This window comes from Mycobacterium sp., from assembly GCF_039583785.1.
Taxonomy (GTDB): domain Bacteria; phylum Actinomycetota; class Actinomycetes; order Mycobacteriales; family Mycobacteriaceae; genus Mycobacterium.
This window is the reverse complement of record NZ_JAVKSG010000038.1, coordinates 13,229-37,133: the sequence shown is the minus strand read 5'-3', so window position 1 is coordinate 37,133 and position 23,905 is coordinate 13,229. Positions and strand designations below refer to the sequence as shown.

General features: G+C 65.0%; 24 protein-coding genes. 7 read left to right on the top strand and 17 right to left on the bottom strand.

Features of this window, described 5'->3' with window-relative positions; genetic code table 11:
- A partial coding sequence (locus tag ABDV69_RS12990) for a 3-hydroxyacyl-CoA dehydrogenase NAD-binding domain-containing protein (protein ID WP_343574927.1) occupies positions 1–1,556 on the bottom strand: 1,556 nt, incomplete at its 3' end.
- Positions 1,557–1,560: 4 nt separating this feature from the next.
- Positions 1,561–2,772, bottom strand: coding sequence for an acetyl-CoA C-acetyltransferase (locus ABDV69_RS12985; RefSeq protein WP_343574925.1), 1,212 nt, complete (start codon positions 2,770–2,772; stop codon positions 1,561–1,563).
- Positions 2,773–2,950: 178 nt separating this feature from the next.
- Here ABDV69_RS12985 and ABDV69_RS12980 point away from each other — a divergent pair, with 178 nt between their 5' ends.
- Positions 2,951–4,120, top strand: coding sequence for a pyridoxal phosphate-dependent aminotransferase (locus ABDV69_RS12980; RefSeq protein WP_343574923.1), 1,170 nt, complete (start codon positions 2,951–2,953; stop codon positions 4,118–4,120).
- Here ABDV69_RS12980 and ABDV69_RS12975 read toward each other — a convergent pair.
- The 3 genes from ABDV69_RS12975 to ABDV69_RS12965 form a co-directional block, all read right to left on the bottom strand.
- Complete coding sequence (locus ABDV69_RS12975) at positions 4,092–4,541, bottom strand: SRPBCC family protein (protein ID WP_343574921.1); 450 nt, start codon at positions 4,539–4,541, stop codon at positions 4,092–4,094. The genes ABDV69_RS12980 and ABDV69_RS12975 overlap by 29 nt on opposite strands.
- A gap of 130 nt (positions 4,542–4,671) precedes the next feature.
- The gene (locus ABDV69_RS12970) at positions 4,672–5,127 is read right to left on the bottom strand and encodes an SRPBCC family protein (RefSeq protein WP_343574919.1); all 456 of its coding nucleotides are present in this window, start codon (positions 5,125–5,127) and stop codon (positions 4,672–4,674) included.
- A 7-nt stretch (positions 5,128–5,134) separates the two neighbouring features.
- Positions 5,135–5,578, bottom strand: coding sequence for an SRPBCC family protein (locus tag ABDV69_RS12965; RefSeq protein WP_343574917.1), 444 nt, complete (start codon positions 5,576–5,578; stop codon positions 5,135–5,137).
- A 68-nt stretch (positions 5,579–5,646) separates the two neighbouring features.
- On the opposite strand from ABDV69_RS12965, the gene ABDV69_RS12960 reads away from it, so the two are divergent.
- Complete coding sequence (locus tag ABDV69_RS12960; protein ID WP_343574915.1) at positions 5,647–7,320, top strand: alpha-keto acid decarboxylase family protein; 1,674 nt, start codon at positions 5,647–5,649, stop codon at positions 7,318–7,320.
- Position 7,321: 1 nt separating this feature from the next.
- On the opposite strand, the gene ABDV69_RS12955 is transcribed toward ABDV69_RS12960, so the two are convergent.
- Genes ABDV69_RS12955 through ABDV69_RS12940 form a run of 4 tightly spaced genes read right to left on the bottom strand, consistent with a single transcriptional unit; the run spans position 7,322 to position 10,784 of the window.
- Entirely contained in the window at positions 7,322–7,498 is a 177-nt protein-coding gene (locus tag ABDV69_RS12955) for a (2Fe-2S)-binding protein (protein WP_343574913.1), read from the bottom strand.
- Between the two features lie 10 nt (positions 7,499–7,508).
- On the bottom strand, positions 7,509–8,129 hold the full coding sequence (locus ABDV69_RS12950) for a fatty-acid--CoA ligase (RefSeq protein WP_343574938.1): 621 nt from the start codon (positions 8,127–8,129) through the stop codon (positions 7,509–7,511).
- Between the two features lie 5 nt (positions 8,130–8,134).
- Positions 8,135–9,574, bottom strand: a complete 1,440-nt coding sequence (locus ABDV69_RS12945; RefSeq protein ID WP_343574911.1) for a FadD3 family acyl-CoA ligase — start codon at positions 9,572–9,574, stop codon at positions 8,135–8,137.
- 19 nt (positions 9,575–9,593) lie between these two features.
- Complete coding sequence (locus tag ABDV69_RS12940; RefSeq protein ID WP_343574909.1) at positions 9,594–10,784, bottom strand: amidohydrolase family protein; 1,191 nt, start codon at positions 10,782–10,784, stop codon at positions 9,594–9,596.
- A gap of 235 nt (positions 10,785–11,019) precedes the next feature.
- On the opposite strand from ABDV69_RS12940, the gene ABDV69_RS12935 reads away from it, so the two are divergent.
- Entirely contained in the window at positions 11,020–11,418 is a 399-nt protein-coding gene (locus tag ABDV69_RS12935; protein ID WP_343574935.1) for a hypothetical protein, read from the top strand.
- Between the two features lie 5 nt (positions 11,419–11,423).
- Here ABDV69_RS12935 and ABDV69_RS12930 read toward each other — a convergent pair whose 3' ends face one another.
- On the bottom strand, positions 11,424–12,014 hold the full coding sequence (locus ABDV69_RS12930) for a helix-turn-helix domain-containing protein (protein ID WP_343574906.1): 591 nt from the start codon (positions 12,012–12,014) through the stop codon (positions 11,424–11,426).
- Between the two features lie 198 nt (positions 12,015–12,212).
- Here ABDV69_RS12930 and ABDV69_RS12925 point away from each other — a divergent pair, with 198 nt between their 5' ends.
- Entirely contained in the window at positions 12,213–13,508 is a 1,296-nt protein-coding gene (locus ABDV69_RS12925; protein ID WP_343574904.1) for a cytochrome P450, read from the top strand.
- A gap of 95 nt (positions 13,509–13,603) precedes the next feature.
- Here the strand turns inward: ABDV69_RS12925 and ABDV69_RS12920 are convergent, their stop codons facing one another.
- Positions 13,604–14,008, bottom strand: coding sequence for a hypothetical protein (locus ABDV69_RS12920; RefSeq protein ID WP_343574902.1), 405 nt, complete (start codon positions 14,006–14,008; stop codon positions 13,604–13,606).
- Between the two features lie 156 nt (positions 14,009–14,164).
- On the opposite strand from ABDV69_RS12920, the gene ABDV69_RS12915 reads away from it, so the two are divergent.
- From ABDV69_RS12915 to ABDV69_RS12905, 3 genes are all read left to right on the top strand, one after another.
- On the top strand, positions 14,165–14,899 hold the full coding sequence (locus ABDV69_RS12915) for a hypothetical protein (RefSeq protein ID WP_343574899.1): 735 nt from the start codon (positions 14,165–14,167) through the stop codon (positions 14,897–14,899).
- Positions 14,896–15,525 (top strand): twin-arginine translocation pathway signal, encoded by a 630-nt coding sequence (locus ABDV69_RS12910; RefSeq protein WP_343574896.1) that lies wholly within the window; start codon positions 14,896–14,898, stop codon positions 15,523–15,525. The genes ABDV69_RS12915 and ABDV69_RS12910 overlap by 4 nt, the downstream gene beginning before the upstream one ends.
- 123 nt (positions 15,526–15,648) lie before the next feature.
- Positions 15,649–16,176 carry a hypothetical protein gene (locus tag ABDV69_RS12905; RefSeq protein WP_343574932.1) on the top strand — a complete coding sequence of 176 codons (528 nt, stop codon included), beginning with the start codon at positions 15,649–15,651 and terminating at the stop codon, positions 16,174–16,176.
- A gap of 21 nt (positions 16,177–16,197) precedes the next feature.
- Here the strand turns inward: ABDV69_RS12905 and ABDV69_RS12900 are convergent, their stop codons facing one another.
- From ABDV69_RS12900 to ABDV69_RS12875, 6 genes are read right to left on the bottom strand one after another with little or no spacing between them, the layout of a single operon-like run.
- Positions 16,198–17,907, bottom strand: a complete 1,710-nt coding sequence (locus tag ABDV69_RS12900; RefSeq protein WP_343574894.1) for an MCE family protein — start codon at positions 17,905–17,907, stop codon at positions 16,198–16,200.
- Positions 17,908–19,125, bottom strand: coding sequence for an MCE family protein (locus ABDV69_RS12895; protein WP_343574892.1), 1,218 nt, complete (start codon positions 19,123–19,125; stop codon positions 17,908–17,910).
- Positions 19,122–20,555, bottom strand: a complete 1,434-nt coding sequence (locus ABDV69_RS12890; protein ID WP_343574889.1) for an MCE family protein — start codon at positions 20,553–20,555, stop codon at positions 19,122–19,124. Before ABDV69_RS12890 ends, ABDV69_RS12895 begins: the two co-directional genes overlap by 4 nt.
- Positions 20,552–21,670 (bottom strand): MCE family protein, encoded by a 1,119-nt coding sequence (locus ABDV69_RS12885; RefSeq protein WP_343574886.1) that lies wholly within the window; start codon positions 21,668–21,670, stop codon positions 20,552–20,554. Before ABDV69_RS12885 ends, ABDV69_RS12890 begins: the two co-directional genes overlap by 4 nt.
- Positions 21,670–22,713 carry an MCE family protein gene (locus ABDV69_RS12880; protein WP_343574883.1) on the bottom strand — a complete coding sequence of 348 codons (1,044 nt, stop codon included), beginning with the start codon at positions 22,711–22,713 and terminating at the stop codon, positions 21,670–21,672. Before ABDV69_RS12880 ends, ABDV69_RS12885 begins: the two co-directional genes overlap by 1 nt.
- Complete coding sequence (locus tag ABDV69_RS12875; RefSeq protein ID WP_343574881.1) at positions 22,710–23,897, bottom strand: MCE family protein; 1,188 nt, start codon at positions 23,895–23,897, stop codon at positions 22,710–22,712. Before ABDV69_RS12875 ends, ABDV69_RS12880 begins: the two co-directional genes overlap by 4 nt.
- Positions 23,898–23,905: the final 8 nt, after the last annotated feature.

The window sequence follows — 23,905 nt, the reverse complement described above, 5'->3', positions numbered from 1 at the left end:
GTGCCGATGACGCGGCTGGTGAAGAAGCCGCGGCTGTCGTTGACCACGATCGGGGTCTTGCCGATGGCCAGCGTGTAGTCGAACACCCGGGCCAGCGCCTCGTCAGAAGTCTTCTCGCCCTTGATGATTTCCACCAGCGGCATCTTGTCGACCGGCGAGAAGAAGTGGATTCCGATGAAGTCCTCCTGGCGCTTCACCCCGGTCGCCAGACCGGTGATCGGCAGCGTCGAGGTGTTGGACCCGAGCAGCGCGTTGGGCTCGACGACGTCCTCGATCTCACCGAACACCTTGTGCTTGAGGTCCTGGTTCTCGAAGACGGCCTCGACCACGAAGTCGACGCCCTTGAAGTCGGCCGGGTCAGCGGCCGGCGTGATGCGGTCCAGCAGCGCCTTGCTCTTCTCTTCGGTGGTCTTGCCGCGCTGAAGTGCTTTGGCCTCAAGGGATTCCGAGTACGCCTTGCCCTTCTGCGCGGCCTCGATGCTGACGTCCTTGAGCACGACCTGGTAGCCGGCCTTGGCCGAGACGTAGGCGATTCCGGCGCCCATCATGCCCGCGCCCAGCACACCGATCTTGTGGATCTTGACCGGCTCGATGCCGTCCGGACGCGAACCGCCACCGTTGATGTGTTGCAGGTCGAAGAAGAACGCCTGGATCATGTTCTTGGCGACCTGGCCGGTGACCAGCTGGGTGAAGTAGCGGCTCTCGATGCGGCTGGCCGTGTCGAAGTCCACCTGCGCGCCCTCGACGGCCGCGTCCAGGATGGCCCGCGGCGCCGGCATCGGCGCACCCTTGAGCTGCTTGCGCAGCAGCGCCGGGAACGACGGCAGAATGCCGGCCAGTGCCGGGCTGGACGGAGTGCCGCCGGGCATCTTGTAGCCCTTCTTGTCCCACGGCTGGGTGTAAGAGTCCGGGTTGTCCTTGACCTCTTTTATCCAAGCCTTCGCGCTCGGCAGCAATTCGTCCACCGAGCCGACGATCTCGTCGACCAGTCCCATCTCCTTGGCCTTGTCGGCCTTGAATCGGGTGCCCTGAGACAGGATGTTCATGAACGCGTTCTGGATGCCGAACATCCGCACCGTGCGGGTGACGCCGCCACCGCCGGGCAGCAGGCCCAGCGTCACCTCGGGCAGACCGACGACCAGGCCCTTGACGTCCGCGGCGATGCGGTGGTGACAGGCCAGCGCGATCTCCAGGCCGCCACCGAGAGCGGCGCCGTTGATGGCGGCCACCACCGGCTTGCCGAGGGTCTCCAGCGCGCGCAGGTCCCGCTTGACGCCTTCGACCATGTCGAACGCCTCACCGGCGTTCTCCGGGCCGAGCTTGATCATGCCTTTGAGATCGCCGCCGGCGAAGAAGGTCTTCTTCGCGCTGGCAATCACCACGCCGGTCACCGATGCCGGGTCTTCCGCGACAAGACGTGCCAACTTTTCTACGGCGTTGTGCATTGACTCGCTGTAGTGCTCGTTCATCACGTTGGCCGACCCGGTGGGGTCGTCAAGGGTCAACGTGACGATGCCGTCGGCATCGGAGTCCCACGCAATGGTGTTCTCTGCCATGGTCTTAAGCCCTCTCGATGATGGTGGCGACACCCATGCCGCCGCCGATGCACAGCGTGACCAGTGCGCGACGCGCGTTGCGGCGCTCGAGCTCGTCGACCATGGTTCCGGTGATCATCGCGCCGGTGGCACCCAGCGGGTGCCCCATCGCGATGGCGCCGCCGTTGACGTTGAGCTTCTCGTCCGGGATGTGCAGCTCCTTCTGGAACTTCAGCACGACGGAGGCAAAGGCCTCGTTGAGCTCGAACAGGTCGATGTCGTCGACCGTCAGGCCGGCACGGTCCAGCACCTTACGGGTGGCCGGGGTCGGGCCGGTGAGCATGATGACCGGGTCCGCACCGCTGGTGGCGGTGGCCACGATGCGTGCCCGCGGGGTCAGGCCCTGCGACTTGCCGGCCGCTTCCGAGCCGACCAGCACCAGCGCGGCGCCGTCGACGATGCCGGAGCTGTTGCCGCCGGTGTGCACGTGGTTGATCTTCTCGACGAAGTGGTACTTCTGCAGCGCCACGTCGTCGAAGCCGCCCATCTCGCCGATCCCGTCGAACGCGGTCTTCAGCTTGCCCAGGCCTTCGAGCGTGGTGTCGGGGCGCATGTGCTCGTCGTGGTCGAGGATGACCAGGCCGTTCTGGTCGCGCACCGGCACCACCGACTTGGCGAAGTAACCGCCCGACCAAGCTTCGGCCGCTTTCTGCTGACTGCGCAGCGCGTAGGCGTCAACGTCGTCACGGGAGAAGCCCTCGATGGTGGCGATCAGGTCGGCGCCGATGCCCTGCGGCACGAAGCCGAGCCGGTAGTTGGTCTCCGGGTCGGTCGCCCAGGCGCCGCCGTCGGAACCCATCGGGACCCGGCTCATCGACTCGACGCCGCCGGCCAGCACCAGGTCGTCCCAGCCGGAGCGCACCTTCTGCGCGGCGGTGTTGACGGCCTCCAGGCCGGAGGCGCAGAACCGGTTGAGCTGCACGCCACCGGTGGTCTCGGGCAGCCCGGCGGCCAGCACCGCGGTGCGGGCGATGTCGCCACCCTGGTCGCCGACCGGCGACACCACGCCCAGGATCATGTCGCTGATCAGGGTCTCGTCCAGGTCGGGGAAACGGCGGCGCAGCTCGTCGACCAGACCGACGACCAGGTTCAGTGGCTTGACCTCGTTCAGCGAGCCTTTGCGCTGCTTGCCGCGGGGCGTGCGGATGGCCTCGTAGATGAAGGCTTCTTCGGACATGGGTGGTTCCTCTTAACAATAGATTTTTCGATCCGTGCATGGGCTCGGCCGTTGGCGACGCTAGTCCTTTATCAACCATAACAAAGCGCCCGTCCAACCTGTTGGTTGGGCGAGCAGGTTCCCGTTGAATCTGCGTCCAGCCGCCGTCTCGCCGCACCCCCGCCTAGGCTCGACAGCCATGACGGTGTCGCGACTGCAACCGTATGCATCGACGGTGTTCGCCGAGATGTCGGCGCTGGCAACGCGCGTCGGCGCGGTCAACCTCGGGCAGGGTTTTCCCGACGAGGACGGGCCGCCGGCGATGCTCAAGACCGCCCAGGACGCCATCGCCGAGGGCGTCAACCAGTACCCGCCGGGCATCGGCATTCCGGCGCTACGGGAGGCGGTCGCGGCACAACGCAAGCGGAAGTACGGCGTCGGCTACGACCCGGCGACCGAAGTCCTGGTGACAGTCGGAGCTACCGAGGCGATCGCCGCGGCGGTGTTCGGTCTGGTCGAGCCCGGCTCCGAGGTGATCTTGATCCAGCCGTTCTACGACTCCTACTCACCAGTGGTCGCGATGGCCGGCGCCCGGCGGGTCGTCGTGCCGTTGGCGCCGGACGGCCGCGGCTTCGCCCTCGACGTCGATGCGCTGCGAAAAGCGGTGACTCCGCACACCCGGGCGCTGATCCTGAACTCGCCACACAATCCGACCGGCACAGTGCTGAGCGCGGCCGAGCTGGCGGCGATCGCCGAGGTCGCGATCGCGGCCGACCTCCTGGTCATCACCGACGAGGTGTACGAGCACTTAGTCTTTGACGGTCACAAGCATCTGCCGCTGGCCGGCTTCGACGGGATGGCCGGACGCACCGTCACGATCTCCAGCGCCGCGAAGATGTTCAACTGCACCGGCTGGAAGATCGGCTGGGCTTGCGGGCCGGCGGAACTCATTCAGGGCGTGCGGGCGGCCAAGCAGTACCTGAGCTACGTCGCGGGTGCACCGTTTCAGCCTGCGGTGGCCGATGCCCTCAACACCGAGGATGCGTGGGTGGACGCGCTGCGAGACTCGTTGCGGGACAGGCGCGATCGCCTCGCACGCGGGCTGACCGACATCGGCTTCAAAGTCCTCGACAGCGCCGGCACCTATTTCTTGTGCGCCGACCCGCGTCCGCTGGGCCATGACGACAGCACCGCGTTCTGCGCGGCCCTACCCGAACAGGTCGGCGTGGCCGCGATCCCGATGACGGCATTCTGCGATCCCGATGCCGACGACTGGGCGACGTGGAATCACCTGGTGCGCTTCACGTTCTGCAAGCGCGACGACACCCTCGACGAGGCGATCAGCCGACTTGGGCGATTGCGGCCATGACCTTGCGCCGCAATCCCTCGGTCGCGGCGTAGAGGATCTTCCTGCGCGCCCGGTTGACCAGGAACTCCGGTAACGGCGCCGACGGCTCGAGGGTCATCTCGAACCGCACCCGCGTCCGGTCCTCGGTTTCACGGTGCAACGTGTACTCGACGTGCTGCGCATGCTGCTGCAACGTCTTCTGCGCGTCCCACACCACCCAGTCCGGCCCCCAGTGGTACTCGAGCACCTCGGTGTCGACGATGCCGGAGACCCGGATGGAGACCTTCACATGATGCGGCCGACCATCGGGATAGCAATCGATGACTTCGGCCCGCTTGTACACCGAGGACCAGGACGGCACCGAGCCGACATCGGCCAGCGCCGCCAGAATCACCTCCGGCGGCGCATCGATGACAACCTCCCGCGATGCTTGTACGGCCACTACGAGCAAACTAGCAACGCGACCGGATCCGCGGAGCCGACTGTCCGGAAATGCAGTAACTGGGTGGGACGCATCCGGTCCCACCGTGCCGGCGCGCCGCCGGCGGGTGACCGGTTGGCTTGGCGCGATGCTATGTCGGTCGTTGCGAGCCGAAACTGACCATCACCTGATCACGCAGGCCTTTGGTCGCGGCGTCGAGCACGATCTCGCTCGCCCGCCGGACGACGAACGCGGGTACCGGGCCGGCTGGCTCGACGGTGATGTCGAAGCGCACCCGGGTTCGGTCGACGCCGACCGGTTGGAGGTTGTATTCGACATGTTGCCCGCGCTGCTGGAAGGTGTCGCCGGCATCCCAGACCACCCAGTTGGGGCCCCAGTGGTATTCCAGGATCTCGTTGTCGACCAGCCCGAAAATCTTGATGGTGGCCTTGACATGATGCGGCCGACCGTCGGAATACCAGTCCAGCACCTGAACCCGCTTGTGCACCGGCGACCATGCCGACAACGACCCGACGTCAGCCAACGCCTCCAGGATCACCCCCGGCGGCGCGTCGATGACAATCTCTCGCGATGCTCGTACGGCCACTAAGGAGTTATTGTCCTTTCTGCACTTTCAGCACCCGCTCGCGTAGGCCTTTGGTGCCGGTGTCGACTGTTCCTTTGATGGCCCGCTTGATCACGAAACCTGGCAACGGTACGACGGGATCGACACTGATCTCGAAGGCGACTCTGGTCTTGTCGCCGTCGGGCGTCAAGGTATAGGACGCGTCCTGCGAGCGCTGCTGACCGGAGCTGATCAACGTCCAACTGACCTTGTTCTTGCCCCAGGTGTAGGCCACCACTTGTTCGTCGGTGATCCCCGCGGCCTTCACCTTCATCTTCACTTTCAGCGGCCGACCGTCCTTGTCCTTCTCGAGAACTTCGGCGCTCTGATGCGGCGGCGACCATTCGGTGACCGAGTCCATGTCGCCTATCACGTCGAGAATCTCCGCCGGTGACGCCTCGATGACGATTTCGCGGGTTTCGTTGATTGCCATCACCGGACGATAGCGACGTGACGCCACGCGGAGGGCGGTTTTGACGACAGACGCGTAGCGTCGGCGTCGTGACTGACCCGTCCTACACCGTCGGCGACTACCTCCTGGACCGGCTGGCCGAACTCGGCGTCACCGAGGTCTTCGGCGTGCCCGGCGACTACAACCTGGAATTCCTCGACCACATCGTCGACCATCCACACCTGCGCTGGGTCGGCAACGCCAACGAGCTCAACGCCGGATATGCCGCCGACGGATACGGCCGGCTTCGTGGAATGTCAGCCGTGGTAACCACATTCGGTGTCGGCGAACTGTCGGCGGCCAACGCCGTGGCAGGCAGCTACGCCGAGCACGTGCCGGTGGTGCACATCGTCGGCGGGCCGTCGAAGGACGCCCAGGGCACTCGCCGGGCGTTGCATCATTCGTTGGGCGACGGCGACTTCGAGCATTTCCTGCGGGTGAGCCGGGAAATCACCTGCGCACAAGCCAATCTCATGCCCGCCACCGCAACCCGCGAGATCGACCGGGTGCTCTGCGAGGTCCGTGAGCAACGCCGGCCGGGCTATCTGCTGCTGTCGACCGACGTGGCGCGCTTCGAAACCGAGCCGCCGAGCGCACCGCTTCCGCACTTCGGCGGCGGGACCAGCCCGCGAGCCCTGGCGTTGTTCACTGAAGCCGCAAGCACACTCATCGGCGATCACCAGCTGACCGTGCTGGCCGACCTGCTCGTGCACCGGCTGAATGCCGTCGACAAGCTAGAGGCGTTGTTCAAAGCCGACGTCGTGCCGCATGCCACGCTGATGTGGGGCAAAAGCCTGGTCGACGAGAGCGCGCCGGAATTCCTGGGCATCTACGTCGGCGCGGCCAGCGCCGAACCGGTGCGCACCGCGATCGAAGACGCTCCCGTGCTCGTCACGGCGGGCGTGGTGTTCACCGACATGGTCAGCGGATTCTTCAGCCAGCGCATCGATCCGACCCGGACCATCGACATCGGCGCGCAGCAGTGCACGGTCGGCCACGACGTGTTCGCGCCGCTGGAGATGAGCGCGGCCCTGGACGCAATCACCGCGATCCTCACCGAGCGGGGCGTCCGCTCGCCGGCGGTGACACCGAACTCCGACGACGCGCCGGCCGACAGACCGGGCCGCGATCAGCCGTTGAACCAGAAGGTGTTGTGGGACAGGTTCTGTGACGCGCTCACCGCCGGCAACGTCGTCCTGGCGGATCAGGGCACCTCGTTCTACGGGATGGCCACTCACCGGCTGCCCCGCGGTGTCACGTTCATCGGCCAACCACTCTGGGGCTCAATCGGATACACGCTGCCGGCCACCCTGGGCGCGGGCCTGGCCGAGCGTGATCGCCGGCCGGTGCTGCTGATCGGTGACGGTGCGGCACAGCTGACGGTTCAGGAGCTGGGTAACTTCTCCCGCGAGGGCCTGTCACCGGTTGTCGTGGTGGTCAACAACGACGGCTACACCATCGAGCGGATGATCCACGGAAAGACCGCCCCCTACAACGACATTGCGCGATGGAGCTGGGCCGACATTCCCACCGCGCTCGGGGTGACGAACCACCTGACGTTTCGGGCGCTGACCTACGGCGAACTCGACGACGCCTTTGTTGCGGCGGCGGAACATCAGGATCGGATGGTGCTGATCGAAGCCGTGGTCCCGCGCCTCGACATCCCGGACCTGCTGACCGATCTGGTCGCCCCGACGTCGGCGGACGGCAGCCCGCGGCGGTAACTCAGGCGCCACGGTCTCCGCTCGGCGCGCCGAGCAGCGTGCGCAAGGTACGACGGCAGCGGCCGCATTCGGCACCCGCCCCGCACGCCGCAGCGATCTGGTTGGTCGTCGACGCGCCGCCGGCGATGGCGTCGGCCACCACGTGGCTGGTAATGCCGTTACACAGACAGACGAACACCAGCGGGGGCTTACTCGTCGAGCCGCATCATGTCGAAGAACGTGCCGACGAACACCGGCGGATATGCGCCCCGACCGGCGCCATCGATCCACGGTGCGGCGGTGTCGGGATGGTCGATCCAGCGCCGCGCTTGGTCTTCGTCGTCGAATTCCTGCAGGATCATCACCTCGTGACGGTCGTCGAAGGCCTGGAAGAGTCGGGTCTCGCGGATGCCTGCGGCGTCGAATCTGGTGAGCGCACCGCGGATCTCGTGGGTCAGCAGGGCCACGTTGTCGACCGCCGAGATCGCGGCGACCACCACACCCGGGGCGGCGTGCGCCGACGGGTCGACGGTGCCGAACCGTTCGACGATCTCGCCGGCGAACACGGCCGGGATGTCGTCGACACCGACCGCGTCGAACCAATCGAAGAACACCCGCGAGCGGAGCAGTTCGACGATCGGCTCGCGACTGCGCACGCCGATCGTCACCAGCACGCGACCGCGGTCGTGCGTCGAGGTGTACAGCAGCACGTGGTGGGCACCGATGTCGGCGAGCGCCGATCGACGCCGGGTGAGCAGCGGCCACACCTGCTCGGGATCCGGCACGCGATAGTCGGACGCGATCACCAGCGAATGCGAACGCGGGTCCACTGCGCTCACCGGAGCTGGTCCTTCATCACCTTTCCGGTGGCGTTGCGCGGCAGGGTCTCCAGAAAAGCGACGTATCGCGGCGCCTTGAATCCCGCCATCCGCTGCCGGCACCACGCCGTCAAATCGTCTTCGGACACCGTGCCCTTAGCACTGTGAAGTGGCACCACAAAGGCCTTCCCTACCTGACCGAGCCGCTCGTCGGGCACGCCGATCACGGCGACCTGAGCGACCGCCGGGTGCTCCAGCATGAAGCCCTCGATCTCGGCCGGGTACGCATTGAACCCGCCAACGATGAACATGTCCTTTTTACGCCCGTCGACCTTCAACCGGCCGGACTTGTCGAAATTGCCCAGATCTCCGGTGTGCAGCCAACCGTCGTCGTCGATCGCCAGCGCGGTGGCATCCGGATCGTCGAGGTAACCCTGCATGACGCCGTAACCGCGCACCAGCACCTCGCCGTCGGAGGCGATGCGCACCTCGACATCCTGGCAGGGCAGGCCCGCGGTGGTGGCCACGTCCTCGACGGAGTCGCCGGGCCGCGACAACGTCACATTGCCCGCTTCGGTGAGCCCGTAACCCGTCATCAACGTCTGATAAGGCAGTTCGCTGTGGATGCGCCGAACCAGTTCGACCGGGATGTCGGCGGCGCCGGTGACACCTGCCCGCAGCGACGACAGCTTGGCCTTGTCCGCTACCGTGAGCAGCGACTGATACAGCGTCGGCGGCCCGGGAAGCATCGAGATACGTTCCCGCTCAATCAGATCGGCGACGGCATCGACGTCGAACACCGCCAGCGGCAGCATGGTCGCCCCGCGCAGGAACGACGCGATCAGGCCCGCTTTCAAGCCGAACGTGTGGAAGTACGGGTTGATCATCAGATAGCGGTCGCCCTCGCGCAGGTCGGCGAGCGTCGCCCACTCCTCGTACATCCGCAGGGTTTGGCGATGATTCATCATCGCGCCCTTCGGACGACCGGTGGTGCCCGAGGTGAAGATGATGTCAGAGATGTCGGCGCCATCCACCGGACGCTCGAACGGTGAACCGCTGGAGAGGAAGTCGGACGTCAGGTCGATGACCGGGACACCGGCCGGGGCGGTGTAATCCTGGCCGAGGAAACCCTTGCGCACCAGCACGGCTTTCGCGGCGCTGCGGGTGATGATGTCGCCGGCTTCGTCGGGCTTGAACCGGGTATTGACCGGCACCAGCACGCCACCGGCGGTGAGCACACCGAACGCGGCGACGATCCACTCCGCCGAATTCGGCGCCCACAAAGCGACCCGGTCACCCTTCTCGATTCCCAGATCCGCGACAGCGCCGGCAGTGCAACGAATCCGGTCCACAACCTGACGGAAAGTCAAGCGCTGCGGACCGTCGACAATCGCTTCCGCATCGCCGAACCGGTCCGCCGCGCTCACGACCATCTCGGGGATGGTCTCCCAGTTCATCTAGCGCAGCGCCGGCTTGTCACACCGTGACGAGACGAGACAGATTGCCGCCCATGATCTTTGCCTGGTCGTCGACGGACAGGTGCGACAGCGCGTTGACGTAGAACGTCGGCTCCGCCAGACCTTCCGGGTGCGGCCAGTCCGAGCCGTACAGCACCTGGTCGACACCGACCAGGTGCACCAGATCGTCGATGCCGTCTTCGAAGAACGGGCTGACGTGGATCCGGCTCTTGACCATCTCGACTGGGTCGCTCGGGAACGCCTCCGGCGCCTTCCGGAAGACCTCGGCCAGGCCGACCAGCAACGGGTTCATCCACTTCGAGCCGGCCTCGACGATGGCCACCTTCAGCTTCGGGTGCCGGTAGAGCGCGCCGTGGATGACCCACGAGCCCACCGAGTCCTGGATCGGGCGCCACTCGTTGAGGATGCCCATCGCATTGGTCTGGAACGGCAGCATCTCCTGGTCGGCGCCGTCCCACTCGGAGGTGTACCGCGAGTAGCCACTGTCGCTGGAATGCATGCCGACCAGCACGTCGTGCTCGACGACCCGCTCCCAGAACGGGTCGAACTCGGGCACCGCGAACGACCGGGGGCCGCGGAAGCCGGGCACCGGCGCCGGTCGGATGAGGATGCAACGCGCACCGCGCTTGACCGCCCATTCCAGTTCCTCGATCGCCTTCTCGACGATCGGCAGGGTGATGACCGGCGTGGTGAAGATGCGGTTCTGATAGTTGAAGCCCCAGACCTCGTCGAGCCACTCGTTCAGCGCGTGAACCAGGACGTGGATGGCCACCGGGTCGTCGCGCAACCGCTCCTCGAGCAGGCTGGCCAGCGTCGGGAACATCAGGGTGCGGTCCAGGCCCAGCTCGTTCATCTTCTCCAGCCGCGGACCGGGCTCGAAGAACGCCGGGATCGCGCGCATCGGCTCGCCGAACAGCTCGCGCTTGGTCTTGCCGTCCGGGTTGCCGAACTTGAAGTACTCCTCCCAGGCGCCCGGCCGGGCGACGACCTCGAAGGTCGGGTTGGGAATGTAGTTGCTGATCTGGCCGCGGATCGCAATCTTGGTCCGGCCGTTGATCTGCACGTATTGGACGTAGTCCCGGTACTCCTTGGGCAGGAACTTGGTCAGCGCTTCCGGCGGCTCGTACAGGTGGTTGTCCGCGTCGAAGATCGGAAACCCAACGTCTTCCCGGTGCGACAGCTGCCCCATGAAATCCTCCTTCACAATTTATGAGAATGATATTCTCACAGGCAGGCTATCGCAATGCCCTCGCGCACTATGCACCGAATCCGGGAGGAATGTTGCACATTGCGCTCGACGCCGCGTCGGCACACGTTAGGGTCGTGGGGAAGGCAACGGCGATGGGGTTCTCCGGCCAGGAGAACGTCGATATCGTCCGCGTGATGAGCCGCCGGAGGTGCGCATGACAACCATCGGTAAAGCTATGTTGGGCATGACACTGGCCGCGATGGCGGCAATCGGAACCGCCACCCCGGCGCGGGCCGACGACCCAGTCATGCACAACGTCCGCTACGTCATCACGGCGGCGAACCCGATCTGGGCCGACATCTACTACCTGGATCAGCAGCCGCCGAAGTATTCCGATTACAGCCACAACCCGTACCAGTACACCCCCAACATTCAAGCCGACATCGGACCGGGCCACCCGTGGACGTCGCCTCCGGTGCTGCTCACCGACCCCAACGACTACGCGATGGTTGTCGTCAGCACCGGTACCGAGCCCGGCACGCCGATGTTTCATTGCGCGCTGGTGGTCGACGGAGTGGTCGTGAAGTCCAACGACGGCCCCAAGGGCACGCTCTGCTCGCTGCGTCTCTGGTGAGCGGACTAGGTGTCCGGATCGCCCTCGAGATGGCGGAGGTAGTTCTCGACGATCTCGATCGTCTCGCGGTGGCCGGCGGACATGTCGAGGGCCTGCTCGATCACCAGGACGCGGGACACGCTGGTCATCAGCACCGACCACACCAGCGGCGGGAACTTCGCCGGGTCGACACCGTAACGATCGAGAATCGTCGACAGCGCTTTACGCTGCTCTTCGCGAAAGCGCTCGGCGTACAAGGCGATCTCGGCCTTCAGCGCCTTTCGATGGTTGGCCAGCGCGATGAACTCCATGGTGATCGCGGTGGCCGCCGGATCGGTGCTGAACCGCCACAGCGCCCACAACGGCTGCGGCGCCAGCAACATCTGCGCCTGCACCACAAGCCCTTCTTCGGCGCGGCGGCGAAACGCCGCCAAGAACAACTCGTCCATGGTGCGGAAGTAGTAGTGCACCAGTTGCGGCTTGAGTTCCGCCTTTTCGGCGACCCGGCGCGAAGTCACTGCGGCATAACCCTCTTCGAGCATCAACTGCTCGGCGGCGTCGAGCAGCACCCCGCGGTTCTTCGCGTCCGGGGCACCGATCCTGCGGGCCGAAGTCATGCCGTGGTTCCCCACTCTCGCCGAATATTCGCTGAACATGGGAGATCGTAGCGTCGAGCCAGGCTCTCGCCTTGACCACGACATCAGCGCCGTGCTAAGCAGATGCTCAGCACGTTCCGCAAATGTGCCGAGGGCGGCAGCACTTTTCGTCGCCCGCACATCACGGTTGAACCCCAGCCTCGGGAGGCGCGTCACACCATGAGCACCTACGACACGATCGACTTCTTCACCGACCCGTCGCTGGTTCCCGACCCGCACCCCTACTTCGACTATCTGCGCGGCCAGAACCCGGTGCAACGGCTCCCCCACCACAACGTCGTCGCGGTGACCGGTTGGGAGGAAGCCAACGCGGTCTACAAGGACCCCGAGACGTTCTCCAACTGCGTTGCGCTGGGCGGGCCCTTTCCGCCGCTGCCCTTCGAGGTGGACTGCGCCGACCTCAGTGCGTTGGTCGAAGCACACCGCAGTCAGTTCCCGATGTTCGAGCACATGGTCACCATGGATCCGCCGGACCACACCAAAGCACGCTCGATCCTGAGCCGATTGCTCACCCCGAGACGGCTGAAGGAGAACGAGGAGTTCATGTGGCGGCTGGCCGATCGCCAGCTCGACGAGTTCCTCGGCAACGGCGAGTGCGAGTTCATCGCTGAATACTCCAAGCCGTTCGCCACCTTGGTGATTGCCGATCTGCTCGGTGTCCCCGAAGAAGACCACACCCAGTTCCGCTCGGTGCTGGGCGCCGACCGTCCCGGTGCGCGGGTGGGGGCGCTGGATCACGAGTCGGTCGGCGTCAACCCGCTGGAGTGGCTCGACGACAAGTTCTGTTCCTACATCGAAGACCGGCGCAGCTCCCCGCGCGACGACGTGCTGACCTCGCTGGCGACGGCGCTGTACCCCGACGGGTCCACACCGGAGGTGATCGAGGTAAGCCGTTCGGCCACATTCCTTTTCGCCGCCGGCCAGGAGACCACCGCGAAGCTGCTCTCGGCGGCGCTGCAGGCCCTCGGCGACCGGCCGGAGATCCAGCAGAGGTTACGCGACGACCGCAGCCTGATTCCGGGCTTCATCGAGGAATCGCTGCGGATGGAAAGCCCGGTCAAGAGCGACTCCCGGCTGGCCCTGCGGTCGACCACCGTTGGCGGCGTGGACATTCCGGCCGGCACCGTAGTGATGGTGCTGCCCGGCGCCGCCAACCGCGACCCGCGCAGGTTCGACAACCCGCACGAATTCCAGATCGACCGCAAAAACGTCCGCGAACACTTGGCTTTCGCCCGCGGCGTGCACTCCTGCCCGGGCGCACCGCTGGCCCGCGTCGAGGGCCGCGTCTCGATCGAGCGGATCCTCGATCGGATGTCCCACATCTGTATCAGCGAGACCCAGCACGGGCCGGCCGAGGAGCGGCGCTACACCTTCGAGCCGACCTACATCCTGCGCGGGCTGTCCGATCTGCACCTGACGTTCACGCCGCGGCCCGCGCTGGCGCCGCTGCACTGACTATCCGGTGACGACGGGTAGCCGCGCGCACCCCCGGACACTGGCGGTGTGCCCGCGTTGGGCGTTGGCGCGCAACGCCTTTGCGACGCAGTGACTCAGGTGTCGGCGCGGGTCCAGAAGGAGTGTCCCGCTTGCGCGATGCAGATCAGGAACAGTCCGTCGGGCGCCTGCGCGACGTAGTTCAAGAACAGGTGACAGTCGGTGTTCTCGTCCTTGATGCCCGCCATCGGCGGTGAGCGGAACCATCTCGGCTGGTATCGCCGCGGTGAGCCGCAGAACATCAACCGCCCGGGTTGCGTCGCGGGCACGTAACCGCCGGATACCCCGAACGCGTAGTAGGTGGTGTTGTCGCACGGGGCGCCCAGAACCATGTTCGGGGCGATACCGGGGGTGCAGGCCGGATAGTCGCAGACAGTCGGCCCCGCGGCAGCCGTCGGCACCGTCAACGCGCCGACTCCGATCAGCGCAGCCATCACCGCCACGATGAAACGCACCGTCATAGTTTTACACGGGCGATAAGAAAATTCTCTTCTTCGGAGATGATCGTGCGCGCATCGCCACAGCTGACTGGTGTGCGCCCCGACAGCGCGTCCAGCCAGCAATTTTGGGGTGATAACGTGATTCTCCGTGTGTAGTCCGGAACGAGCCCTAGACCGGTGACGGACTCCGACCGCGACCCATCGCCCGCAGAAGCTCCAGAAGCTCCAGATTCGCTCGCGGCAGCCGAAGAAGAGCTCGCCCGAGCCGTGCAACGCGCCGAAGCCGCACGAGCCCGGGCGGCCGAATTGCGCTGGGCGGCGGAGTCCGATGCCGGCGATGAATCCGACGCGACCGACGACGGCGACGACGGCGCGCTCACGCCGGCTCGTTGGCGACGGAGGCCTCGGTGGCCGTGGCGATTCCGTCGCCCTACCCGCAAAGCCGTAGGCGTCGGCGCCGCAGTGGTGATCCTCTGCGCTTCGTTGGCGGCCAGCGGTTACATCGTCTGGCAGCACCGCACACTCGTGCAGCGCCGGCAGCACGCGCAGGAGTTCGCCGCAGCTGCACGGGAGGAAGTCGCAACGCTGATGTCGATCGATCCCGCGCACGCGGCAGAGAATCTCCAGCACACCATCGACGACGCCACGGGTGCACTGAAGAGCCAGCTGGAAGCGACGTCGAGCTACATGGTCACAAATGCCCGAGATGCGCAGGTCACCACAAAGGCCACCGTGCAAGACGTCGCGGTCGAGTCGATGACCGGCAATTCGGCAGTCGTACTGGTGGTGGCGAAGTCCGACACCGTCAACGCCGACAAGTCCCCGCGGCCACCGGTAATTTGGCGAATCAGTGTCAATATCGATCGGGACGGGGATCGGCTCAAGATGTCGAAACTTGAGTTCGTCCAATGAGTTCCGAGTCGGAACCGCCAGTCGACGATGGCCCGGCCACCGTCGAGGACCACTCGGATGACACCGACACCTCGACTCCCTCCGTCGACACATCGCGCCCGGACCGCGTGGACGTAATCGCCCGGTTGGCCACCCGCCTGCTGGACCACTGGGGCGCACTGCTCTTGACGGCTTCGGTCACTGCGGCAGTGGGACTGACTGCGTGCTTGTACGTCCTGCAATACCGTCCGGATCGACAGATCGACGACGCCGCGGCCCGGGGTGCCATCCAAGCTGCCTCAGCCGGTGCGGTTGCGACGCTGTCCTATTCGAGCGACAGCATGGATCGTGACTTCGCCAGGGCGAGATCACATCTCACCGGGGATTTCTTGGCCTACTACGACAAATTCACCAAAGACTTCGTCGTGCCCGCCGTGCAGAACAAGCAGCTCGCGCAGACCGCGACGGTAGTCCGAGCCGCGGTGTCAGAACTGCAGCCGAACTCGGCCGTGGTGCTGGTTTTCCTCAACGAGAGCACCGTCAGCAAAGACAAACCCCAACCGCTGATCACCCCGAGCGGCGTGCGGATAACGCTCACCAAAGTCAGGGGTTCGTGGTTGATCTCGAAGTTCGATCCGGTGGTCTGACCGCCGTCACCATCTCGCTCGAACCGTATCCGGGGGTGCCCGGCGGTGTTATTCTCAGCGGACGTGAACGCCGCTACCGGTGCCGTAAACCTTGGTCGGATTGAGCGCGTCGAGGAGTGGACGATGCGTCTGTTTGGAACTGCCGCCGCAGCAATGCTGTTGGCTACCAGTGCGATCGGCTTTGTGGGTCCGGCGACCCCGGCCCGGGCTTACACGAAGGAAGACGTCGCGATCAACGGCACTTACCGCGTCACGTCAATCGGCAACTGGGCCAAGATCAACGATCAATACAACGGCGAGCCCACGACCGTACAAATCTGGACGCTGAACTCCACCTGCACCAGCTTCCAGGAATGCGACGGCACGCTGAAAAGCGACGAGGGCTGGAGCGCCCGCATGTACATGCGCGACGGGGCCTTGTGGTACGCCAGACATGAGATACCGAACTGGGAGCGTTGCCAAGACGGCACCGCATTCACTGGAAAACAGATTTTCTCCTTCTATCCCACTGATCCCGACGGCAGCGGTGACACAAAACTCGGATCGCCGATACTGGCCGGCAAGAACAAGACAATCGGCCCGAGCGGCGCCTGCGGGCAAAACCACTGGCTCTCCATAGAACTGCCGATGCGGCTGGACAAGATCGGCTGACTGGCAGTCGATCGATAAGCGCTACGTCGGAAGCAGGTCTTGCCACTTCTTGGGCGCCGTCGAGGTTGCCAGATCCGACTGCTGTAAGAACTTCCCGTCCGAAGTGAGATAGCGACCGGTCCGCGGGTCGTACGAGGCCACCGCGACCGGCGGGACGGGCTCAGTTGGGCTGCCTTCGAACGAACTTGGGGCCGCCTGCGGTCGCCCTCCATCGATCACGGCCGGTGGCTTCGGAGGCGCGGGCGGCCGGTGCACGGCAGCCGGCGGTGGCGGTACATCGAGTGGCGCTATCGACGGAAAATCTCCCGCCTGAGTCGACATGTTGCCCGACGACGGCAACGGCGGTGTGGCCGCGCCCATCGTGCCCGGTGGTGGAGTCGCTCCCCGCGGCCCCGCGGGCGCTCCGCGCGGGATTGCCCCCAGCGGCAGCGGCGTTCCCTCGACCGGGCCGAATATTCTCTTGTCGGCGGTGACCCGGTCGTCGGGCGGTATGCCCTGGGCAAGCAGGTTCGGGTCCAGCGGAGACGGGCCGAGCACATGCTGGCGCATCGCCAACGGCATGTACGGCTTGTCGCTGTTGCAGATCTCGACGGTGGGCGCGCGCTTTCCGGGGTGCCCCATGCACGGATAGTTGCGGGCGCCGCGAACCGCGAGCGGCGAATCCTGCGGCAGTTTGCAATACAACCCGTCTGGCGTATCGATGTCGCTGGTATCGGACGGCGATCGCCATTGGCTGGGCGGCAGGAAGCCGACCGTGCAAATGGGCGGATCGTCAACCGTGAGCGCGAAGTCACCCCTGGCCTGACCGTCGGGCCAGTTCTGCGGCTGCGCCGTTTGCTCGTAGGCAACCGACGCCGGCAGCAGCACCAGCAGCTGTTCAAGCGAAGGGTGGTAGGTGATGCCGATCTGCCCGATCGTGGTCAGGTTGGCAAGCAACACCGGCAACGTCGGCTTGATCTGCGCGAAGAGCCGCGACGCCTCGTCCAGCGCCCCGGGACCGCTCTGCAACACCGTGCGAACCCGGGAATCATCGCCTGCCAGCACATCTGAGATCCCGGCCAGGCTGTGCGCCCACGTCCGGATCGAGTCCGTCGTCTGCGCCTGCGCGTTCAGCAGCGGCTGTGAGTCTTCGGTGAGGGCGCGGGTGCGCTCGACAATGTTGTTGGAGTCGGCCGAGATTCGCGACGCCGCATCGGTCAGCGACCCCAAATCGTATCCGGCCCCGTTGAAGGCCTGGAAGGACTCGTCGAGCAATTGACCGATCTTGTTCTTGGGAAGGCTCTTCACCAAGGCGCTCACCTGGTCGAGCATCGGTCCGACCGCTTGCGGAATCGTGGTGTCATGCATGGCAATAACAGATCCGTCGTGCAGATACGGCCCCGAATCTGTGCGTGGCCGCAAGTCCACATACTGCTCGCCTACCGCGGAGACGCTCAGCACGTCAGCGTGCAGGTCCGCCGGGATCTTTGGCGAAGTACCCAGCGACAACGTTGCTTTGGCGCCCTTCGCGGTGAGCGACACCGCAGTGACCTTGCCGACCTGCACTCCGCGGTAGGTCACGTTGGAGAACCGATACAGACCACCGGTCGCCGGCAGTTCGAGGGTGACGGTCATCCGACCGATACCGAGCAGGGTCGGCAACTGAATGTAGAACAGGGCCATCGCGATCACGCCGACGAACCCGATGATCGTGAAAATCAGCAGCTGAATCCGGACGAAGCGCGTCAGCATCTACCTGCCCCCCTCCGTCGGCGAAATCCCCGGTGGGGGTGCAGCATTCGGTGCCGCCAGCCCCGGGGCCGGCGGGCCGGGTGGCGGCGGCGCCTGTGCACCAGGCGGCGGTCCGAAACCCCCGTGCAATGGATCACGGGTGTACAGCAGGTAGGGCGGATCCCCCGGCGCGGGTATCTGCTGCTCGCCGAGCTGTCCGAAGTGTGTCCCGAGGAACAGGCTCCGCTTGAGCCGTGGAATCGAAAGATCAAACTGGACGTGCAGGTTGAAATAGTCGCCTCGAACGGCGCGTTCGACGAAGTTCTGGGTGAACGGGAAGACCGACAATGCCGCGAGCGCCGTATCAATGTCCGGTCCGACGTCGGCGAGCCCCTTGACGGTCGGCTCCAGGTTCTTCAGATTTCTCACCAAGTCGGCCTGAGTGTCGTTGATCAGCCCGTTAGCCGTGTTGCTGAACTTTCGCAGGCCGTCCAGAGCGGCCGTCAGGCGTGGCCGCTCCTTGATCAACACGTCAAACGCAGGCGGTAGCGTACGCAGCGCTTGGGTGATCACCTCGCGCTGCGCCGCGAAGGTGCCGCCTATCTGATCCAGTGCCTGGATGGACGAGACGATGTTGTCGCGTTGTTGGTCGAGTGTCCCGACGAACGTGTCGAAGCGGTTGATCAAGTCGCGGACGGCGCCGCCACGCCCGGACAGCGCGGCGCTGAAATTGTGGATGATTTCCCCGATCTGCCCGAGTCCTCCACCGTTGACGACGAGCGCCAGCGACGACAGGGTTTGCTCGGTCGAGGGATAAGTCGACGATCGACTCAGCGGGATGGTGGCGCCCGGCCGCAGCCGGCCCACGCCGGCCTGCCCCAGAGGCGGGTTGAGCTCCAGGTGCATGGATCCCAACAGACTGGTCTGACCGATGCTGGCTTCCACGTTCGCGGGGATGACGAGATCGTGCTTGACCGAGATCTGGACGTCCGCGTGCCAGTCTTTCACCGTCATCGGGCCTACGCTGCCGACCACGACGTCGTTAATCATTACCGGTGAATTCGATTCCATGGTAATGACATTCGCCAATTCGACGTGATAGATGTCGGCGTCCGGCCCCCGTCCTACCGCGCCGGGCAGTGGCAGCGAGTTGAGCCCGTGGAAGGCGCAACCGGTGCCCGTCAGGATCACGCAGCCGCCAATGGCGAGCACTCGCCGCAGGGCCATCCGGGCGGTCACGGTCGTGGGCCTTCGGCTGGGAGCAGCATGCCCGGCAGGCTCGGCGCCGGTGGCGGCGGGGCCTCCACTGTCGACGGCGGTGGCGGCTCCGGCATCGCCGCGCCCGGTATCCGGGGCAGCGGCACCGACGGCGCCGGCCCGGGTACCACCGAGTCACCGTTGAGCCCGGTGTAGGTCGACACCGCGGGCGGGATTTCGGGCGGTCCAGGCTTCGGGCCCGCGCCGCCGGGTGCCAGGCGCGCTTCGGTGTACTCGACATTGGCCGGATCGACCGACTTCTGAATGAACGGATTGATCGGGATCGGCAGGCTGTTGAAGTTCAGCACGCGCAAACCGGGGCCGAGGAACAGCGAGCACAGCTTGCCGGATTCTGTTGACGTGACGTTCTCGATCGCCTGGACTTGTCCGCACCCGGGTATCGGCACCGGGGCTATCAAACCGGACTGAACGGGATTGGCGAAGTCCATGATCCCGAATCCGCCCACGATGGTTCCGGTGTCGGCGTTGTAGTCGTTGAAGAAGTTACTGAGCGCGGTGGGCGCGCCGTGCAGAATGTTCTCCAGAGCTAGGTGCTGATCGACGAGAGGCTGGATGGCCTTGCCCAATCGATCGATCTGCTCACTCGCCTCGTCTCGGGTTCCGGCGATGAATCGCTGCACCTCGCCTACTGCGGTCGAGAGGTCGGTCAGCGCCGCGTCCAGATCGGATTTGCTGTCGTTGACCACGCTGGTGAGCGTGGCCAACCGGTTGTTGAACTGCACCATTTGAATGTTGCTGTCGCGCAGCGCGGTGACGAAGATCTGCAGGTTCTTGATGATGCCGACGATGTCGCCGCTGCCATTCGCGATGGTCCGCGCCACCCCGGACAGTTGGGTGAGCGTCTGGCGCAACTTCTCGCCGTTACCACCCTCTAGTGCGTTGGCGGCGCTGTCGATGAACCGCGATATCGACGGTGTCGACACCTTGGCGTTCGGGCCCAGATCCGTTGCCAACCGCATCAATTGGGTCTTGACCTCATCCCACTCCACCGGAACGGCGGTGCGCTCGAGCGGTATCACCGCACCGTCGGCCATGACTGGGCCGCTGGTCCGGTAGGAGGGCGTGAGCTCCACGTAGCGGGCGGCCACCAGGTTCTGGGTGACGATCACCGCTTTCGCGTCCGCCGGAATAGGCACGTCGTGGTCGACGTGCAGGGTCATCTTCGCCTTTGTGCCCTGCGGCTCAATGGATGTGATGGTGCCGACTTTGACACCCGCGACCCGCACCTGGTCGCCAGGATAGATCGCGGTAGCCGCGGTGAAGTAGGCCGTGATGGTCTTCGGACCGAAGAAGATCTGTCGGACCACGAAGGCCGCACCGGCAACGAGAAGGCCCGCCAGCACCAGCGCAAGCACGCCCGCCATCCGGTTACGCGGAATTCGCGGGCTCATTGCGGTCCCCCGATCCGTCCGCCCAAGGTACAGCCGGGGCACGCCGGAGCACCGTTGTACGGGAACGGGATCAGCGACCGCGGGACCGTCGACGGGAAGCCCGGACCTTTATTGGTGTCGAAGGTGCGGAATCCCCAAAGGTAATCCAGGAAGGGCTGGAACAGTTGTGGGACAAGGAAGTTGGGAACGAACGCCGAGTAGGCATACATACTGGAGATGGCCTCACCCACCGTGATCTCGAATTTCGCGAGGCCCGGTAGTGCTTTCTCGACGTTGTCGCGGTTCTTTTCCAGCACCGAAGTCACCGAATTCAGCTTCTGCAACGCCGGCGCCAACTTGCTTTCGTTGTCGTGCACCAGTCCGGACAACTGCTTGGACACGTTCGACGTAGCCGCCAGCAGTTGAACGATCTCCTGCCGGCGCCCCGCCAAGACCTGCAGCAGATCGTCGGAGTTGAGAATGAGCTTGTTGACCTGTTGGCTGCGTTCGGACAGGATCCCGGTCACAGCGCTGGCACTCTTGAACAGGTCGGCCAGGCTCGTGTTGCGGTTATTGAGGCTTTTCGACAACCGGCTGACCCCGTCGAAGGTAGGTCCCAACTGTGGGGCGATCTGGTTGAGCGTTGCCGACAACGTGTCGAGCGACTGGTTCAGGGTCGCGGTGTTCGTCTGGTCGGCGTAGGCGGTGAAGTCACTGACCGCTTCGGTCAGTGAATACGGCGACGAGGTGCGGGAGATCGGGATGACATCCAACGGATGCATCGTGCCGGCGCCGGACGACTCCAGGGTCAGCACCCGTTCACCCAGCAGCGTGCCGGTGCGAATGTGCGCGCTGGTGTCTTTGCCGAGCGGAACGCTGCCCCTCATGGTGAACGTGACCAGAGCATCGCCGTTGTGCAACGACACATCCGACACCGTGCCGACTTTGATTCCCGACACCGTGACGGCGTTGCCGGTGGCAAGCCCGCCGGCTTCGGAGAACATCGCCTGGTAGCGGACGTCGGTTGCCAACGCCACAATCCGATCGGGCGACAAGCCCACCACAATGAGCATCCCGATCAGGACGGCGCCGATGAATCCGGCTTTGATCAGCCCGGTTCCGCGGTATTTCAGCATCAGTGATCCTCCGGTTCCGGTTCCTCGCACCGCTGCTCATCGGACCTGAAGAAGGGAGCTATCACGGTCTTGCCCGACAGATCGGTGCCGCGGAGCGTGATTTGGCAGAGGAAGTAAGGGATGGTGGCGCCGAAGACGCCGAGGCGGACCAGCTTGCGATAGTTCCGGGGCGCCTTCTGCAGCGCGGCATCGAGGCGGTCCTTGTCGTTGTCGAGGTTCGGGGCCAGTCGACGGAGCTGTTCTACAGTGCCGGACAGCGGTGGCCGTGCTTTGCCCAGCAGGTCCGCCAGCGTGGTGGTGCCGTTGCTCAACGCGTCGATGGCCGGACCGAAGGTGTCGCGGTCGTTCGCCAGTCCGGTGACCAGCTTCTCGAGGCGATCGATTGCCCCGGAGAAGTGGCCGCCGTCCTTGTTCAGGGTCGCCGCCACGACGTTCAGGTTGTCGATCAGATGCTCGATGGTCTGGTCGTTGTCGGCCAACGCATTGGTAAATGACGTCGACTTGGCGAACAGCGATTGCAAGGTGCCGCCCTCACCCTGGAACACTTCCAACAGCGCTGACGAGAGCGCATTGACATCGCGCGGATTCAGCCCGTGGATAAGCGGTTTCAGTCCGCCGAGCAGCAGATCGAGGTCAAGCGCCGGCGCGGTATGACTGACGTTGATCTGCCCGCCGACCGGCAGCCGCTTGGCCGACCCCGGCCCGTCGAGCAACTCGAGGTACCGATCACCGACCAGGTTGAGGTAGCGAACCGCCGCCTTGGTGCCGTCGGTCAGCACGATCGAGCGGTCAGCGTCGAATTTCACCACGACCTTCTTGTCCGGTTGCAGGGCAACACCGTTGACGGTGCCAACCCGGACGCCGGCGATCCGCACTGAATCCCCGGCTTTCAGGCGTGACGCATCGTTGAACAGCGCCGAATAGCCGTTAACCGCACCGGTGCGGTACTGACCGAAAGTGAAGAACAAGAACAAGGTCAGCACCGACATCACGACGGCAAAGACACCGAACTTGACCAGCGTGGGGCCCAGTGCGCCCCTCATCCCTGTTGTCCGACCTGCGCGGGATTGCGCGGTGGTCCGTCAATCGGCCCGTACAACAGTTGTTTGAGGCCATCGAAGTTGATCAGCAATTGCGGATTGCCGTACACCACCGGGTTGGAGCCGGTATCCGCGATGAGAACCTTGGCCGTGCTGTTGAAAGGAATTTGGGGAAGCTTCATGCAGTGCGGGCCGCCCGTCGCCGCCACCTTGGGCAAGTTGGCCGGGTACCGATAGCGTTCGGCACCGAACGTGAGACTGGTCGAGATCGCGATGCTCGGTTCCGGCAATACCGGCCCCTTGGCTATAACCGCATCGCCGGCGAAGGCACAGGTCAACGCCGGAGCGTACTCGTTGAGCAGATCGGTGGTCGGCGCCAGCAGATGGAAGACGTTCGTCAACCCCTTGCGGTTGGCGCCCAGCACGTCATTGCCGATGTCGGCCAGACCGATCGCGCTGACCAGTAACGCGTCGAGGTTGCGTTGCTCGTCGACGATCGTCTTACTGATCTTCACCGAGTTGTCAACAGTTTTCACCAGATCCGCCGACGCATCGCCATAGGCTCGGAACACCGGCACCGACATCGCGATGTCATGGCTCAACGCGGGAATGGTCGGTTCGAACTTCGCCAGGAACGAGTCGAGGTCGCTGAACGCCTGACCGATCTTTTCGCCACGGCCGCTGAGAGCCTGCGAGACAGCCCCGAGGGTTTCGTTGAGCTTCGCCGGGTCGAGCGTGCCCAGCACCGCGGTCAGCTGCTTGAACACCGTGTTGACCTCGACCGTCACGTGTTTGCTGTCGAGCACCTGACCGGCGTGCAGGGATCGCGCTGACGGTTCCGCCGGGGACACCAGCTCGACGAACTTGGCGCCGAACACCGTTGGCGACGTGAGGTCGACGAGCACATTGGCCGGAATCAAGTGCATCTCGGAGGGATACATCGCCAAGTGCAGTACGGCCTGACCATCGGGCAGCGCATCGATCGAGGCAACCTTGCCCACCTGCACACCGCGCATCTTGACTTTCGCGTCCGGGTTCATCACCAGGCCGACCCGAGGAGTAAGCACCGTCACTGCAACGCTTTTGCTGAAGCTGCCCTTGAACAAGCCCACGGAGACGGCGACGATCGCGGCGAGAACCGCGACGGATATCAGACCCGTCAATGCGCGTATCCCGTTGTGGGGCATTGGCTGTG